The following is a 15,836-nucleotide window of genomic DNA, read 5'->3' as shown; positions in this document are numbered from 1 at the left end:
CCTCGTCACCTCGTTCGTGACGGCACCCACCGTGCCCGCACCGACCCCGAAAAGGACAACGGATGACAACCAGCCAGGACTATCAGGCCGCGGAGCAGCTCCTCCGCCGATCCGCCCGCCCTGGCGAGCTCGTCGAGGGCGACCGGGTCAGACCGCGATGGATCGACGGAGGCACCCGCTTCTGGTACGCGGTGAGCAACGGCGTCGGCAGGCGGTTCGTGCTGGTCGACCCGGCGGCGAGCACCCGCCGACCGGCGTTCGACCACGCCCGGCTCGCCGCCGCTCTCGCCACCGCGACCGGGCAGCGGGTCGACCCGGAGGCCCTGCCGTTCATGGCCGTCGAGCTGGCCGGCAACGCCGTGGAGTTCGACGCGTACGGCGAGCACTGGCGCTGCGAGCTGGACGGCTACTCCTGCGAGCGGGCCGAGGCCGCGCCCCCGGGCAACCCGCTGGAGGTGCCGTCACCCGACCGGAAGGTCGCGGTGTCCCTGCGGGGGCACGACCTGTGGGCGCGCTCGCTGGCCGACGGCCGCGAGTGGGCGCTGACCACCGACGGCGAGCCCGACCACCGGTACGGCTCCGGACCGGACTGCACGAGCAACGGCTCCCTGTTGCGCAAGTTCGGCCTGCCGCACCTGCCGCCGGTGGTGGCCTGGTCACCCGACTCGACCAAGGTGCTGACGCATCGGACCGACGAACGCGACGTCCGGCAGACCCACCTCGTCGAGGCCAGGCCCGCCGACGGGGGCGCGCCCCTGCTGCGCACCCAGCGGTACGCCTACCCCGGGGACGAGAACGTGCCCCTGGCCCGCCTGGTCGTGCTGGACGTCACCGACGGCACGACGGTCCACGCGCAGGCCGAGCCGCTGCTCATGTCGCAGCTGTCGCCGATCGCGACGAAGTGGGCCTGGTGGGCGCCGGACGGCTCGGCCGTCTACTACCTCGACCAGCCCCGCGACCGGCGCACGCTCACCCTGCGCCGGCTCGACCCGGGCACCGGCGAGGTCACCACCGTGATCAGCGAGACCGGGGCCACCCGGGTGGAGCCCAACCAGTGGGCGTACGAGCCGCCGATCGTGCGGGTGCTGGCCGGTGAGGTGCTGTGGTATTCGCAGCGGGACGACTGGGGCCACCTCTACCGCTACGACCTGCGCACCGGCGCGCTGCTCGGGCAGGTCACCGCCGGGCAGTGGGCGGTGCGGCAGATCCTGCACGTCGACGAGGCGCGGCGGGTCGTCTACTTCACCGCCTCCGGGCTGGTCGCCGACGACCCGTACCGGCGCACGGTGTGCCGGGTCGGCCTGGACGGCTCCGGCTTCGCCACGCTCACCGACGACGACCTGGACCACGTCGTCACGGTGCCGGAGAACGCCGGGTACTTCGTCGACTCCGCCTCCACCGTCGACACCCCGCCGGTGTCCCGCGTCCGGGACTGGACCGGGCGGGTGCTGGTCGAGCTGGAGCGCGCCGACGTCACGCGGCTCACCGCCACCGGCTGGACGCCGCCGGAGCGGTTCCGCGTCAAGGCGGCCGACGGGGTGACCGACGTCTACGGGGTGCTGTACCGGCCGCGGGGGTTCGACCCCGCCCGGCGCTACCCGGTGGTGGACACCCTCTATCCCGGCCCGCAGGTCGCCCGGGTCGCCCCCGGCTTCGACCCCGGCGGGATGGGCCTCGACGCGGAACCCCTCGCCGCCCTGGGCTTCGTGGTGGTCGCGCTCGACGGGCGAGGCACCCCGGGGCGGAGCAAGTCCTTCCACGACGCCTCGTACGGCCACCTCGCCGACGCGGGCGGCCTGGCCGACCACGTCGCGGCGCTGCGGGAGCTGGCCGGCACCCGCCCGTGGATGGACCTGGACCGGGTGGGCGCGTTCGGCCACTCCGGCGGCGGGTTCGCCACCGTGCGGGCGATGCTCGACTTCTCCGAGGTCTACAAGGCGGGCGTCGCCCTCGCCGGCTCGCACGACGCCCGCCACTTCAACCTGGGCTTCGTGGAGGCCTACGACGGCGCGGACGACCCCGACGCCTGGGCCCGCTCCTCCAACGTGGACCGGGCGGACCGGCTGGTGGGCAGGCTGCTGCTCGTGCACGGCGCGTTGGACGACCAGGTCCACCCGGACCAGACGCTGCGGCTGGCCGACCGGCTGATCGCCGCCGAGAAGGACTTCGAGCTGCTCATCGTGCCGGGCGCCGAACACACCTTCATCGACTGCCTGCACTACGTCCGCAAGCGCGCCTGGGACTTCCTGGTGCGCGAGCTGACGGGCGCGCAGCCGCCCGCCTACCGTCCCGCTCCCATCGCCATCGACCCCGAGATGCTCGGCGAGATGTTCGCCTGAGCGCGACACCGCCGGCACGCCGACGGGCGCCGGACCCTCCGGCGGCCCGTCCCGCCCCGGGGCGGCGTACTCCGACACCCCGTCGGCGTGCGCCGCCCCGTCGGCGTGCGCCGCCCCGTCGGCGTGCGCCGCCCCGTCGGCGTGCGCCGGCCACCGGCCCCGCCTTAAGGGGAACGCCGCCGGCGGGAGCCGGACGTGCTCGCCCGCGGTGCCACGTTGCGCCGTGTCGATACGGTGCGGGCGTGGCCACGGGGACACTGATCTTCCTCATCATCGGCGGAGCGGGCGTCGCGGTACTCGCGCTCGCCCTGCTCGGCACCGAGCTGTTCCACCTCGGCAACCCGGACTTCGACGGCCCGGTGTCGGTCGAGGCGGTCGCCGGGTTCGCCGGCGCGCTCGGCTTCGGCGCCGCGATCGTCAACGAGCTGCTCGGCGGGCGTACCCCCGCGATGATCGCCGCGGCGGTGGCCGGCGGCGTCGTCGCGGCCGTGCCCACCGCGTGGGCGGCGTCCCGGCTGAGCCGGGCGGCCCGCGACATGCGCACCGACCCCACCCCCACCCGGCACCACCTGGTCGGCGCGCTCGGCCTCGTCGTCACCCCGGTGCCCGCCGACGGTTACGGCGAGGTCCGGGTCCGCGTCGCCGGCCAGCCGGTCAAGCTCAACGCCCGCGCCGACCGGCCGATCCCGGTCGGCGCCCAGATCTTCGTGGTCGAGGCGCTCAGCGAGACCAGTGTGCACGTCGAGACCTACTGAACCCCCTCATAACGAAACAGGACGGTCACATGCCCCTTCTCATCGCCATCGGCGGCGCGGTTCTCCTCGTCCTCGTGCTCGTGCTCTTCGTGCTCTCCCGGATCAAGGTCGCCGGCCCGAACGAGGCCTTCATCGTCACCGGCCGCAAGGGCCGCACCACCCAGGGCGCCGACGGCATCCGGTCGACCGACATGTCCGGGCAGAAGGTCGTGCTCGGCGCCTCGGTCTTCGTCCTGCCCGTGGTGCAGAAGCTCCAGTCGCTCGACCTGTCCAGCCGCCGGATCGACGTCGGCATCCGCGGCGCGGTCAGCAAGCAGGGCATCCGCGCCGACCTGCACGGCGTCGCGATCGTCAAGGTCGGCGGCACCGAGGACGCGATCCGGGCCGCGGCCCAGCGCTTCCTGCACCAGCAGGACGAGATCGACAACTTCACCCGGGAGGTGCTGGCCGGCGCGCTGCGCTCGATCGTCGGCCGGCTCACCGTCGAGGAGGTCATCCGGGACCGGGCGGCGTTCGCCAACGCGGTCGCCGAGGAGGCCGAGCACTCGATGACCAACCAGGGCCTGGTGCTGGACACCTTCCAGCTCCAGGACATCCTGGCCGAGGGCTCCTACCTGCAGGACCTGGGCCGGCCGGAGGCCGCCCGGGTGCTCAAGGACGCGGCCATCGCCGAGGCGCGCGCCCGCCAGCAGGCCGAGCAGGAGCGGCTGCTCGCCGAGGAGGCCATCGCCGAGGCCAACCGGAACCTGTCGCTCAAGCAGGCCGCCATCCAGGCCGAGATCGACGCGGCCAAGGCGAAGTCCGCGGCGGCCGGGCCGCTGGCCCAGGCCGAGCGGGACCAGGCGATCCTCTCCGAGCAGCAGAAGGTCGCCGAGCGCAACGCCGAGCTCAAGCAGCGCCAGCTCGACACCGAGGTGCGCAAGCCGGCCGACGCGGCCCGCTACAAGGTCGAGCAGGAGGCCGAGGCGGCCCGCAACGCGGCCGTGCTGAACGCCGACGCGCAGCGTCAGGCCGTCATCGCCGCCGCCCAGGCCGCCGCCGAGCAGGCCCGGCTCACCGGTGAGGGCGAGCGGGCCCGCCGGGCCGCGCTGGCCGAGGCCAACGCCATCGAGGGCGCCAAGGAGGGTGAGGCCGAGCAGCGCCGCCGCTCCGCCATCGCCGAGGCGGTCGAGCGGGAGGGCGCGGCCGAGGCCGCGGCCATCCTGGCCAAGGGGCAGGCCGAGGCCGACGCGATGGCCCGCAAGGCCGAGGCCTTCGCGGCGTACGGCGAGGCCGCGGTGCTGGACCTGCTGGTCAAGGTGCTGCCGCAGGTGGTCGAGGCGGCCAGCGCCCCGATCGGCGCGATCGACAAGATGACCGTCATCTCCACCGACGGCGCCTCGTCGCTGACCAAGTCGGTGGCGGGCAACGTCGCCCAGGGGCTCCAGCTCGGCAGCGACCTGACCGGGATCGACCTGGCGGGGCTGCTCGCCAAGCTCGGCTCCGGGTCGGTGACCCCGGGCAACGGCAAGCCGCCGGTCGACGGCACGGCGGTCGACGCCCGCTGACGCGCTCCGGCGGCGGCCGACGACGCTGAGGACGACAGGGCGCCACCCCCGACCGGGGATGGCGCCCTGTTCTCTGTCGTTCCGTCCGCTTCTCTGCGGTTCCGCCCGCCGGGCCCGTCCGGTGTGCCGGCCGCCGGGCCCGTCCGGTGTGCCGGCCGCCCGGGCCGCTCGGTGTGCCGGCCGGCCGCCGGGCGCTACTCGACGATGCCCTCGTCGCGGGCCCAGCGCAGCAGCTCCGCCTCGGCCTCGTCGCGGTCCAGCGGGCCGCGCTCCAGGCGCAGCTCCTTGAGGTGCTTCCAGGCCCGACCCACCACCGGCCCCGGCGGTACCCCGAGCAACTCCATGATCGCGTTGCCGTCCAGGTCGGGCCGGACCCTCGCCAGGTCCTCCTCGGCGGCGATCCGGGCGATCCGCTCCTCCAGCGCGTCGTAGTCCGCGGCGAGCTGGGCCGCCTTGCGCCGGTTGCGGGTCGTGCAGTCCGAACGGGTCAGCTTGTGCAGGCGCGGCAGCAGATCGCCGGCGTCGGCGACGTAGCGGCGCACCGCCGAGTCGGTCCACTCGCCCCGGCCGTAGCCGTAGAAGCGCAGGTGCAGCGCGACCAGGGCGGTGACCTTGGAGGTGATCTCCTTCGGGTAGCGCAGCGCCTTCATCCGGGCCTTCGTCAGCCGGGCGCCGACCACCTCGTGGTGGTGGAAGCTGACCCGGCCGTCCGTGCCGACCGCCTTGGTGGCCGGCTTGCCGACGTCGTGCATCAGCGCGGCCATCCGCAGGACGAAGTCCGGCCCCTCCGTCTCGTACGAGACGGCGTTGCTCACCACGGTCAGGGTGTGCTCGTAGACGTCCTTGTGCTGCGCGTGCTCGTCGATCTCCAGCTTGAGCCCGGTCAGCTCGGGCAGGAAGCGCTCGGCGAGGCCGGTGTCGACCAGCAGCCGCAGGCCGGTGATCGGGTCCGCGCCGCAGAGCAGCTTGGTGAACTCGTCGCGGATCCGCTCGGCGGTGATGCGGTCCAGGTCGCCGGCCATCCGGGTCATCGCCGCGTACGCCTCGGGGTGCACCGCGAAGCGCAGTTGGGCGGCGAACCGGGCCGCGCGCAGCATCCGCAGCGGGTCGTCGCCGAACGACTCCGCCGGGGTGCCCGGGGTGCGGATCACCTTGGCGGCGAGGTCGTCCAGCCCGCCGTGCGGGTCGGTGAAGCGGTGCTCGGGCAGGCTCACCGCCATCGCGTTGATGGTGAAGTCGCGCCGCCGCAGGTCCTCGGCCAGGTCGGTGCCGTACTCGACGACCGGGTTGCGGCTGACCTGGTCGTACGACTCGGCGCGGAAGGTGGTGATCTCCAGCCGCAGCCCGTCGCGCTGGCACCCGATGGTGCCGAACTCCCGGCCGGTCTCCCAGATCGACTCGGCCCAGCCGCGCACGACGCGCAGGGTCTCGTCGGGGTGCGCGTCGGTGCAGAAGTCGAGGTCGTCGCCGAGGCGGCCGAGCAGGGCGTCGCGTACCGAACCGCCCACCAGGTGCAGCTCGTGGCCGGCCCGGGCGAACCGGCGGCCCAGCTCGTCGGCGACCGGGGAGACGCGGAGCAGTTCGGCGACGGCGTTGCGCTGCGCGGCGGTGAGTTCGCGGCGGTCGGCGGCGTGGGGAGCGGAGGCTTCGGACATGGGAGCGCCAGACTATCGGTCCCGACGGGGATGCGGTCCGCCGGGCGCGGGTAACGGGTGGCCGTTGACTATCGTCTGTGGCGTGCGGGCCGGGCCCGGCTCGGACCTACCCCTCTGCCTTGGAGGCGAGAAGATGAGCGGCGGTCTCTACCGCAGCGCGAACGCCGCACAGGGCGGCGCCGCGCCCGGCCGGCCGTCGGACGGCGCCACGTTCATCTCCGCCGAGCCGCTCAACCAGCCGGCCATGGAGTCGACCGCGCCGCCGCAGGAGCAGGTGGGCGAGGCCAGCGCCGCGACGAACAGCGCGGTGATGGCCATCGGCAGCCTCGTCAGCCGGGGTACGGGCTTCCTGCGCAACCTGGTGATCGCGGCGGCGCTCGGCGGCGCGCTGGTCGGCGACGCGTACACCACGGCGCAGATCCTGCCCGGGATGGTCTACGAGTTCCTGCTCGGCGGCGTGCTGACCAGCGTGCTGATCCCGGTGCTGGTGCGCCGGCGCAAGGCCGACGCCGACGGCGGCCAGGCGTACACCCAGCGGCTGCTCACCCTCGCGGTGCTCGCGCTCGGCGCGGCGGCCCTGCTCGCCGTCCTCCTCGCCACCCAGCTGACCTCGCTCTACGGCAGCGGCGACTCGGCCGGGGACTACTCGCAGCTGGTCACGGCGCTGAGTCGCCTGATGCTGCCGATCATCTTCTTCTCCGGGCTCAGCGCCCTGATCAGCGCGGTGCTCAACACGCGGGGGCACTTCGCCGCCCCGATGTGGGCGCCGATCCTCAACAACCTCGTGGTGATCGCCACCGCCGGCCTCTACATCGCGGTCTTCGGCGCGGAGATCGTGCAACCGGGCGAGATGACGACCGGGCGGATCCTGCTGATCGGCGGCGGCACCCTGCTCGGCGTGGCGATCCAGGTCGCCGGCCTGCTGCCGGCGCTGCGCAAGGTCGGGTTCCGCTGGAGGTTCCGGTTCGACTTCCGGGAGCTCGGGCTGCGCGAGCTGGGCCGGCTCGGGGCCTGGATGTTCTGCTACGTCGCGGTCAGCCAGGTCGGCCTGATCGTGCTGTTCAACCTGCTGAACCGGGCCGGCCGGGAGAACGCCGCCGGTCCGCTGATCTACAACAACGTCTTCCTGCTGCTGATGATGGCGCACGGCATCATCGCCGTCTCGATCATCACCGCGCTGATGCCGCGGATGAGCGCCGCCGCCGCCGACGGCCGGTACGCGGACCTGGCCACCGACCTGTCCCGGGGCACCCGGATGGTGACCGCGGTGCTCGCCCCGATCGCGGTCTGCTACGCCGTCCTCGCCACCCCCATCGCGTTCACCCTGTTCCGGTTCGGCGCCTTCAACGAGGACAACGCCACCGCCACCTCCGTGGTGCTGCTGGCCGCCGCGCTGGCGCTGGTGCCGTTCGCGGTGAGCCAGCTGTTCACCTTCGCCTTCTACGCGCTGCCCGACACCCGCACCCCGGCGCTGATCAACATTCCGGTGGTGGCCCTGCGCGTCGGGGTGCAGATCGTGCTCTTCGTGGCCTTCTCGGCGAGCTTCGCCGGCGCCGGCATGATGATCGGAAACACCGTCTCGTACGTGGCCGCCGCGATCGCCTCCGCCTGGCTGCTCCGCCCCCGGGTCGGCCGGATCGGGCTCGGCGGGATCATGCGGACCTTCGGCCGGGTCGTGGTCGCGGCGCTCGGGGCGGCGCTGGTGGGCCTGATCGTGGTCAAGCTGCTGCCCGGCGACGACACGCCGACCCGTGTGGAGGCCATCGTGCAGCTCGTGGTCGGCGGCGCGGTGATCGGCGGGACGTACCTCGGGTTGGCGATGGCGCTGCGGATCGGCGAGATCACCGAGGTGGTCGGGATGGTCCGCCGCCGGCTGGGCCGCTGACGGGGGTTGCCGGCGCGGCCCGGTGGATGGTCCACACGCTCTGTGAACGAGGATCACCAGCCTGGGGATGCGCCTGTGGATAACTCCGCGATTCGCCGCTCAGCCGCCGTAAGGCCCTGTGGATAACCAGCCGTACGGCTGAGTATGGCGGCACGGTCGGAGGGAAAGCCGGCGGACGTCGGTGCCGGCGCCACACCGCTCCGGCCCCACCGGCGAGCGCTTGCGGTCAACCTCTAGATTGGCCAGTACATGTGCCAGCAACGTGGCTGACAACGGTAGTAACCGGACAAGTCGACCGCCTGCCGGCAGCCCGGGCCGATAGCGGCGCGAAGATGACATGTCGGGGAGACGGCCAACCCGGGTAAGGTCGCTCTCGACGGGTACGGCAGGCGCCGACGCTCCGCGTCGACACCGGTCGGCCGGTTCCTTCGAAGGCAGAGCGGGAAGCCACATGCCCAGCAGCGCGGGTCCATCGATCGACACGATCACCGAGGGAGGACGGGTGACCCAGGTCGGCGAGGGTCAGGAGGCGGAGGAGAGCGCTCCGCAGGTCATGACCTTCGGTGCTCCCACGGCCGGTGAGATCCTCGCCGAGCGTTACGAGCTGGTCGAGCACATCAACAACGACAGCGCGGGTCGGCTGGTCTGGCGGGGCGTCGACGTCATCCTGCGCCGTCCGGTCGCGGTCGTGCTGCGCTACCCCGGTGGCGACTCCGCCACCGAGATGCTCCAGGGCGCCGTCGCGGCCAGCCGGGTCATCCACCCCAACCTGGTCGGCGTCTACGACGCGATCGACGAGGCCGACCGGGCGTACGTGGTGCGCGAGTGGGTCGACGGGCAGTCCCTGCGCGAGCTGGCCGCCGACGGCCCGCTGGACCCGGCCCGGGCCACCAGCATCGGCAACGCCGTCGCCAGCGCCCTCGCCGCCGTGCACGCCACCGGCATGGTGCACGGCAACGTCCACCCCGGCACGGTGATGGTCAGCGACGACGGCCGGGTCGTGCTGGCCGACGCGCGCACCGACGGCGACGACACCCAGCAGACCGACGTCCGCGCGGTCGGCGGGATCCTCTACTTCGCCCTGACCGGATACTGGCCGCACGCCGAGGCCCCGCTGCGGGGCGCGACCGCCGGCCACGGCCGGGCCGCCATCCCCGACGCCGTCCGCGACGCCGACGGCAGGATCGCCGCTCCCCGGCAGGTCCGGGCGGGCGTGCCGGCATACCTCGACGACCTCACCATGGACCTGCTCGACGCCGAGATCGCGCCGCCCTCGTCGGACGTGCTCGCCGCCGAGCTGGCCCGGCTGGACGTGCCGGCCGACGAGCAGTTCCTCGACAACACCGGCCCGCTGCGCTTCGCCGCCGACACCGGCGACGAGCCGTCCCCGCTGGCGGCGGCCGGCGGCCGCAAGGTCGCCATCGGCATCGCCGGCCTGCTGGCGGTGGCCCTGGTCGGCCTGCTGATCGGCATCACCGCCCTGCGCGGCGGCGACGACAGCCCGCGGACCAACCCGGTCGCCGCGCCCTCGTCCAACGCGCCGGGCGACGAGGCGACCCCGGCCGCCGCCGAGGTCCGAGAGCTGAAGATCAGCGCCGCCCGCATCATCGACCCGCAGGGCGACCGGGAGGAGCTGCGGAACGCCGAGCGGGTGTACGACGGCGACGAGGACAAGGGCTGGGAGACCCAGACCTACCGGGGGCGCGCCAACTTCGGCAACCTCAAGCAGGGCATGGGGGTCTGGATCGACCTCGGCGGCGAGCACACCGTCAAGTCGGTGCAGGTGCTCCTCTCCGCCCGGGGCGCCTCGGCGCAACTGCTCACCGGAGCGTCCAACCCGCCCTCCTCGAAGAGCGGCGACGGCCAGCTCTACGCCGAATACAAGGGCAATCTGATCGGGCAGCCGTTCGAGGAGCACGAGGGCACCAAGATGACCTTCAACGGCTTCGACGTCGACAAGAAATACCGCTATCTGCTGCTCTGGATCACCGAGCTGCCGCCGAGCGACGGCGGCTACAAGCTCGGCGTCCAGGAGATCACGGTCCAGGGGTCGTGAGCCGGCCGCCACGCCCCGGGCGCCCCATCCGACGGACGTGGTGATGGGCGAAGGCGGCAGACGGACGACCGGCGGGCCGGTGGGCGGAGCGAGCGGCCCACCGGTCACGTCGTCGGTGTCCGCGACGGACGTGGAGCTCCTGCACGCCCACGTGGCCGGCGACCGGTACGCCTTCACCGAGCTCTTCCACCGCCACCGTGACCGGCTCTGGGCGGTGGCCCTGCGCACGCTCGGCGACCGCGAGGAGGCCGCCGACGCCCTCCAGGACGCGCTCCTGTCCGCCCACCGTGCCGCCGGCCGGTTCCGGGGCGAGTCGGCGGTCACCACCTGGCTGCACCGGATCGTCGTGAACGCCTGCCTGGACCGGATCCGCCGCCGGCAGGCCCATCCCACGGTGCCGCTGCCGGACGGGGTCCGGGACGGCGGCCCCGACTCCGCCACCGGGGGCGTGGAGCCCGCGGCGCCCGTCCAGGACCACGACACCGCGCTCGTGGTCCGGCAGGCTCTCGCCGGGCTGCCGGCCGAGCAGCGGGCGGCGCTGATCCTGGTCGACGTGCAGGGCTATCCGGTGGCCGAGGTGGCCAGGATCCTCGGCGTCGCCGAGGGGACGGTCAAGAGCCGGTGCGCCCGGGGCCGGGCCCGCCTGGCGGCGCAGCTCGGGCACCTGCGCCCCGGCACCGCGCAGCGGCAGGAGCCCTCGCGGCAACATGGGTCGCCGCAACAGCAGGGCCCGTCGCCGGAGCGGAGGGCGGCACAGCCCGCCCCGGCGGCGGATCCGGACGTGCCGCCCGTCACCCGAGGGAACCCGGGGCCGCCCGAGGGCGTCCGATCGGGGTCGGGACGGTCTCGGCAGGGTGCCCACCAGGAGGACGCGTGACGGCCCGGGGGTTCGGAGAGGTCGACCACGACCTGCTCGCCGACTACGTCGGCGGGGCGCTGGACGGCACCCCGGACGAGGCGGTCGTGGCCCGCCTGGTCGACGAGGACGAGGCCTGGTCGGCGGCGTACGCGCTGCTGGCTCCCGCCGTGGCGGGCGTACGGGCCGACCTGGCCGCCTGGGCCGCGCCCGCGCCGGAGATGCCCGCGGACGTCACCGACCGGCTCCTCGCCGCCCTGGCGGACGCCCCCCTGCCCGACTCCGGCGACGACCCGCTGCCCGGCTCCGGTGACGACCCGCTGCGGGTCGACCCGTTGCCGGCCGAACCGTCGCCGGTCGAACCGGGGGCGGGCAGGCCGGGCGGGGTGCCGGCACAGCCGCTCGGCGGGTCCGGGCGACGCCCCGCCGGCGTACCCCGATCGGAGCCCGGTCCTGGCGGGACCACCGGGCCGGGCCGACGGCGCCGCCGCTGGTCCCGGGTGGCCGGCCCGGTCGCGCTCGCCGCGGTGTCGATCGCGGCGGTCGGGCTGGGCGTCAACCAGTTCACCCGGGAGCAGCGGGCCGACAGCGGCGTCGCGGACACGGCGTCCCGGCCGACGAATCCCGAGGCCGCCGGCCCCGCCCTCACGCCGTTCCGGGCCGGCGAGCCCACGGTGCGCAGCGGGACGGACTACACGCCCCGGTCCCTGGCCCAGTTGTCGCCGACGAGCAAGGGGGAGAAGTCCACCCCCAGTTCGCGGCCCGGGATCCAGGCCGAGGGCGGGCGGCTGCCCGGCAGCGCTGTCGGCCTCGACCGGCTCGCCGACCCGGCCGCGTTGAGCGCCTGCATCCGCGAGATCGGCACCGAGCACGGCGCCGGCCCGCTGGTCGTCGACGTGGTGGAGTACGCCCGGTTCGAGGGGCTGCCGGCGCTCGTCGTGCGGTTCACCGACGGCACGGGCGCGCGCTGGGCGTGGGCGAGCGGGCCGGAGTGCGGCGTCCCCGGATCCGGCTCCGACAGCCGCTACCGCACGCGGGTAGGGTGAATCCGCGGCCATCGGGCGTTTCACCGTCCACGTGACCTGACCCACCGGATGACCGGCTCGGGAATCCCCGGTTCGTACGATGACGTTCTGCACATCAGGCTGCCGGCACTCGCTGAGGGCGTCGGCATCGGATCGGCATCGGTGCGCGCGCCGGTGGCGAACAACACTATCGGGAGACGGCAGTGGACGAGGTCCGCAACCTGATCATCATCGGCTCAGGGCCGGCCGGCTACACGGCGGCGGTCTACGCGGCGCGCGCCAATCTCAAGCCGCTCATCATCGAGGGCGTGCAGTCCGGCGGCGCGCTGATGACCACGACCGAGGTGGAGAACTTCCCCGGTTTCGCCGACGGCATCCTCGGCCCCGAGCTGATGGACAACATGCGCAAGCAGGCCGAGCGGTTCGGTGCCGAGTTCCTCACCGACGACGTGACGCGGGTCGAGCTGACCGACACCGGCAGCGTGGGCTCCGACGCGGTCAGCACCGTCTGGGTGGGCCAGACCGCCTACCGGGCCAAGGCCGTCATCCTCTCCACCGGCTCCGCGTGGCGGCCGCTGGGCGTCCCCGGCGAGCAGGAATACCTGGGCCACGGCGTGTCGTCCTGCGCGACCTGTGACGGCTTCTTCTTCCGCAACCAGCACATCGTGGTCGTCGGCGGCGGCGACTCGGCGATGGAGGAGGCCAGCTTCCTCACCCGGTTCGCCGAGTCGGTCACCATCATCCACCGCCGGGACTCCTTCCGGGCGAGCAAGATCATGGCCGAGCGGGCGCTCGGCAACGACAAGATCAAGGTCGAGTGGAACACGGTGGTCGAGGAGATCCTCGGCGAGGACGGCAAGGTCTCCGGCGTACGCGTGCGCAACACGCACTCCGGCGAGTCGAAGGTCCTCGACGTCACCGGCGTCTTCGTCGCCATCGGCCACGACCCGCGCAGCGAGCTCTTCCGGGGCCAGGTGGAGCTGGACGACGAGGGCTACGTGAAGGTCCAGGCGCCGAGCACCCGGACCAGCGTGCCCGGTGTCTTCGCCGCCGGCGACCTGGTGGACCACACCTACCGGCAGGCGATCACCGCCGCCGGTACGGGCTGCGCCGCCGCGCTGGACGCCGAGCGCTTCATCGCCACGCTGCAGGGCTGAACAACCGAAACACATCCCGGAGGAGGGTCATAGTGGGAGCAACGAAGTCGGTCACCGACGCCAGTTTCGCCGCCGACGTGCTGAAGTCCGACAAGCCGGTTCTGGTGGACTTCTGGGCCGAGTGGTGCGGGCCGTGCCGCAAGGTGTCACCGCTGCTGGAGGAGATCGCCGGCGAGATGGGCGACCAGGTCACCATCGTCAAGGTCAACATCGACGAGAACCCGGAGACCGCCCGCGCCTACCGGGTGATGTCGGTCCCGACCCTCACGGTGTTCAAGAACGGCGAGCCGGTGCAGTCGATCGCCGGCGCCAAGCCGAAGGGCGAGCTGGTCAAGCTCATCGAATCGGCACTCTGAGCAGGGCGTCCGCACGTCGACCCCGCACCCGGTGGACCGGGTGCGGGGTCGACGTCTTTTTCCCGGCACCCCGCACCTCGGGCTCCGCCAGCGCATAGCCTCAACCCTGGGCCGCCCGGCCAGCCAGCGTCCGTGCAGAGGGGGTCGTGCGTGCGTCCGATCCGACCCGGTGACCGTGGAGCCGCGGTCACGGAGATCCGTGCTGTGCTGACCGGCCTCGACCTGCTCCCGCCGACGGCGCCCGACGCCGACGAGTTCGACGCCCACACCGAACGCGCCGTGCGGGCCTTCCAGCAGTCGCGGGGGCTCAGCGTGGACGGTCGGGTCGGTGCGGAGACCTGGCGGGCCCTGGACGCCGCCCGCTGGCGGCTCGGTGCCCGCACCCTCTACCACGCGGTCCCCGAGCCGCTCACCGGCGAGGACGTCCGGTCACTGCAGGAGCGACTGCTGGAGATGGGGTACGACGTGGGGCGCGCCGACGCCATCTACGGCGTACGGACCTCGCGGGCGGTCGCCCAGTTCCAGCGCGAGGTCGGGCTGACCCCCGACGGCTCGTGCGGACCGCACACCATGAACGCGCTGCGCCGGCTCGGACGCAAGGTCGTCGGCGGGCGGCCGCAGTGGCTGCGCGAGTCCGACGCCATCCGGCAGTCCGGCCCGGCCCTGGTGGGACGGACCGTGGTGATCGACCCCGGCCACGGGGGCACCGACCCGGGCGTGGTGGTGCCGGACGGGCGGCTGCGGTGGACCGAGGCCGACCTGGTGCACGACCTGGCCAACCGGCTGGAGGGCCGGTTCGCCGCCTCCGGCGTCCGGGTGCAGCTCACCCGCGGTCCCGCCCCGGAGGCCTGCCTGCCGGACGTCGAGCGGGCGGAACTGGCCAACTCGCTCGGGGCGGACGTGTTCATCTCGCTGCACCTCGACGGGCACGCCAACCCGGCGGCCGAGGGCGTGGCGACCTACCACTACGGCACCGACAACGGGGTCACCTCGGCGACCGGGGAGCGGCTCGCCGGGCTCGTGCAGCGGGAGATCGTCGCGCGTACCGGGCTGCGCGACTGCCGCACCCACGCCAAGGCGTGGGACCTGCTCCGGCTGACCCGGATGCCGGCCGTACGCGTCGAGGTCGGCTACCTCACCTCGCCCGACGACCGGGCCCGGCTGGTCGACCCCCGGTTCCGCGACCGGGTGGCCGAGGCGGTCGTGGCCGCGGTGCAGCGGATGTACTTCCCGATCGAGCGGGACGTGCCGACCGGCTCGATCGACGTGAGCGAGCTGCGGGCGGTGGTGGCCGCCGGCACGGTCGTGGACTGAGCCCGCACCGCCGCCATGCGCCCGGCGCAGGGGTCAGCCGGCGGCGGAGCGGGTGGCCGGGGCGGGGCGGACGGGACGCAGCAGCGTCTCGGGGCTCATCGAGCCGAGCAGCTTCTCCAGCGCGTACTCGACGTCGGACTTCCAGCTCAGCGCCGTGCGCAGCTCCAGGCGTAGCCGGGGGAAGCGGGGGTGCGGTCGGACGGTCTTGAAGCCCACCGAGAGGAAGAAGTCGGCCGGGGCGACACAGGTGCCGGCCGGGTCCGCCGCGTCGCCGAACTTGGCGTCGCCGAACGCCTCGATCGCCTTGATCCCCCGCTTGGTGAGGTCCCGGGCCACCCCCTGGACCAGCATCCGGCCCAGGCCGCCACCGGCGAAGGCGGGCACGACGTTGGCCGTCATCAGCAGCGCCGCGTCGGCCGAGACCGGCGACGTGGGAAACGCCATCGAGCGGGGCACGTAGGCCGGCGGGGCGTACAGGACGAAACCGGCCGGCATGCCGTCGACGTAGACCAGCTTGCCGCAGGAGCCCCACTCCAGCAGGGTCTGCGAGACCCACGCCTCCTTCTCCAGCCCCGGGTCGCCCGTCGCGCAGGCGCGGTCCGCCGAAACCGGATCAAGCTCCCAGTAGACGCACTGCCGGCAGGGCCGAGGCAGGTCCTCCAGGGTGTCGAGGGTCAAGCTGACCAGACGTCGCGACATTGGCGCATCCCCACATTAGGCTCGGAGGTGAGACCGGCACGGAACGACAACGCCGCCTTCCTGCCCCCGACGAGCGATCGTACGCGTGTTACGGACGCCACGGGAGAGGACGCGCGAATGCCCGCCTCCGGGCGCCCGCCGGCGGCCCGCGATGTGGACGCCGGTCACGTCGCGGCGACTGTCCTGGTCAGG

The 15,836-nt window shown here is 73.7% G+C and carries 12 protein-coding genes; 10 read left to right on the top strand and 2 right to left on the bottom strand.

The genetic code is table 11. From position 1 onward, the window contains the following. Window positions 1-62: 62 nt before the first annotated feature. The 3 genes from ACWENR_RS06155 to ACWENR_RS06145 all read left to right on the top strand — a co-directional run bounded on the left by ACWENR_RS06155 (window position 63) and on the right by ACWENR_RS06145 (window position 4,641). Window positions 63-2,339, top strand: a complete 2,277-nt coding sequence (locus ACWENR_RS06155; RefSeq protein ID WP_452275967.1) for a DPP IV N-terminal domain-containing protein — start codon at window positions 63-65, stop codon at window positions 2,337-2,339. A gap of 242 nt (window positions 2,340-2,581) precedes the next feature. Further along, window positions 2,582-3,094: a hypothetical protein gene (locus ACWENR_RS06150; RefSeq protein ID WP_452275966.1), complete on the top strand. Its 513-nt coding sequence runs from the start codon at window positions 2,582-2,584 to the stop codon at window positions 3,092-3,094. 29 nt (window positions 3,095-3,123) lie between these two features. Next, on the top strand, window positions 3,124-4,641 hold the full coding sequence (locus ACWENR_RS06145) for a flotillin family protein (protein ID WP_452275965.1): 1,518 nt from the start codon (window positions 3,124-3,126) through the stop codon (window positions 4,639-4,641). A 194-nt stretch (window positions 4,642-4,835) separates the two neighbouring features. On the opposite strand, the gene ACWENR_RS06140 is transcribed toward ACWENR_RS06145, so the two are convergent. Continuing rightward, on the bottom strand, window positions 4,836-6,296 hold the full coding sequence (locus ACWENR_RS06140; RefSeq protein WP_452275964.1) for a CCA tRNA nucleotidyltransferase: 1,461 nt from the start codon (window positions 6,294-6,296) through the stop codon (window positions 4,836-4,838). Between the two features lie 133 nt (window positions 6,297-6,429). Between ACWENR_RS06140 and murJ the strand changes: the two genes are divergently transcribed. The 7 genes from murJ to ACWENR_RS06105 all read left to right on the top strand — a co-directional run bounded on the left by murJ (window position 6,430) and on the right by ACWENR_RS06105 (window position 14,945). After that, a complete protein-coding gene (murJ, locus tag ACWENR_RS06135; protein ID WP_452275963.1) occupies window positions 6,430-8,181 on the top strand; it encodes a murein biosynthesis integral membrane protein MurJ in 1,752 nt (583 codons plus the stop codon). A 451-nt stretch (window positions 8,182-8,632) separates the two neighbouring features. Beyond that, window positions 8,633-10,237 carry a protein kinase family protein gene (locus tag ACWENR_RS06130; protein ID WP_452275962.1) on the top strand — a complete coding sequence of 535 codons (1,605 nt, stop codon included), beginning with the start codon at window positions 8,633-8,635 and terminating at the stop codon, window positions 10,235-10,237. Between the two features lie 43 nt (window positions 10,238-10,280). After that, window positions 10,281-11,114 carry an RNA polymerase sigma factor SigM gene (sigM, locus tag ACWENR_RS06125; protein WP_452275961.1) on the top strand — a complete coding sequence of 278 codons (834 nt, stop codon included), beginning with the start codon at window positions 10,281-10,283 and terminating at the stop codon, window positions 11,112-11,114. After that, window positions 11,111-12,139 (top strand): hypothetical protein, encoded by a 1,029-nt coding sequence (locus ACWENR_RS06120; RefSeq protein WP_452275960.1) that lies wholly within the window; start codon window positions 11,111-11,113, stop codon window positions 12,137-12,139. The genes sigM and ACWENR_RS06120 overlap by 4 nt, the downstream gene beginning before the upstream one ends. 182 nt (window positions 12,140-12,321) lie before the next feature. Then, on the top strand, window positions 12,322-13,275 hold the full coding sequence (gene trxB, locus ACWENR_RS06115; protein ID WP_452275959.1) for a thioredoxin-disulfide reductase: 954 nt from the start codon (window positions 12,322-12,324) through the stop codon (window positions 13,273-13,275). Between the two features lie 32 nt (window positions 13,276-13,307). Then, window positions 13,308-13,631, top strand: coding sequence for a thioredoxin (gene trxA, locus ACWENR_RS06110; protein ID WP_091100536.1), 324 nt, complete (start codon window positions 13,308-13,310; stop codon window positions 13,629-13,631). Between the two features lie 150 nt (window positions 13,632-13,781). After that, a complete protein-coding gene (locus ACWENR_RS06105) occupies window positions 13,782-14,945 on the top strand; it encodes an N-acetylmuramoyl-L-alanine amidase (RefSeq protein WP_452275958.1) in 1,164 nt (387 codons plus the stop codon). Window positions 14,946-14,978: 33 nt separating this feature from the next. Here ACWENR_RS06105 and ACWENR_RS06100 read toward each other — a convergent pair whose 3' ends face one another. Beyond that, window positions 14,979-15,644 carry a GNAT family N-acetyltransferase gene (locus ACWENR_RS06100; protein ID WP_452275957.1) on the bottom strand — a complete coding sequence of 222 codons (666 nt, stop codon included), beginning with the start codon at window positions 15,642-15,644 and terminating at the stop codon, window positions 14,979-14,981. Window positions 15,645-15,836: the final 192 nt, after the last annotated feature.

The organism is Micromonospora sp. NPDC004336 (assembly GCF_053602615.1).
The sequence above is the reverse complement of the archived record's forward strand: the minus strand, read 5'-3'. Positions and strand labels throughout refer to the sequence as shown.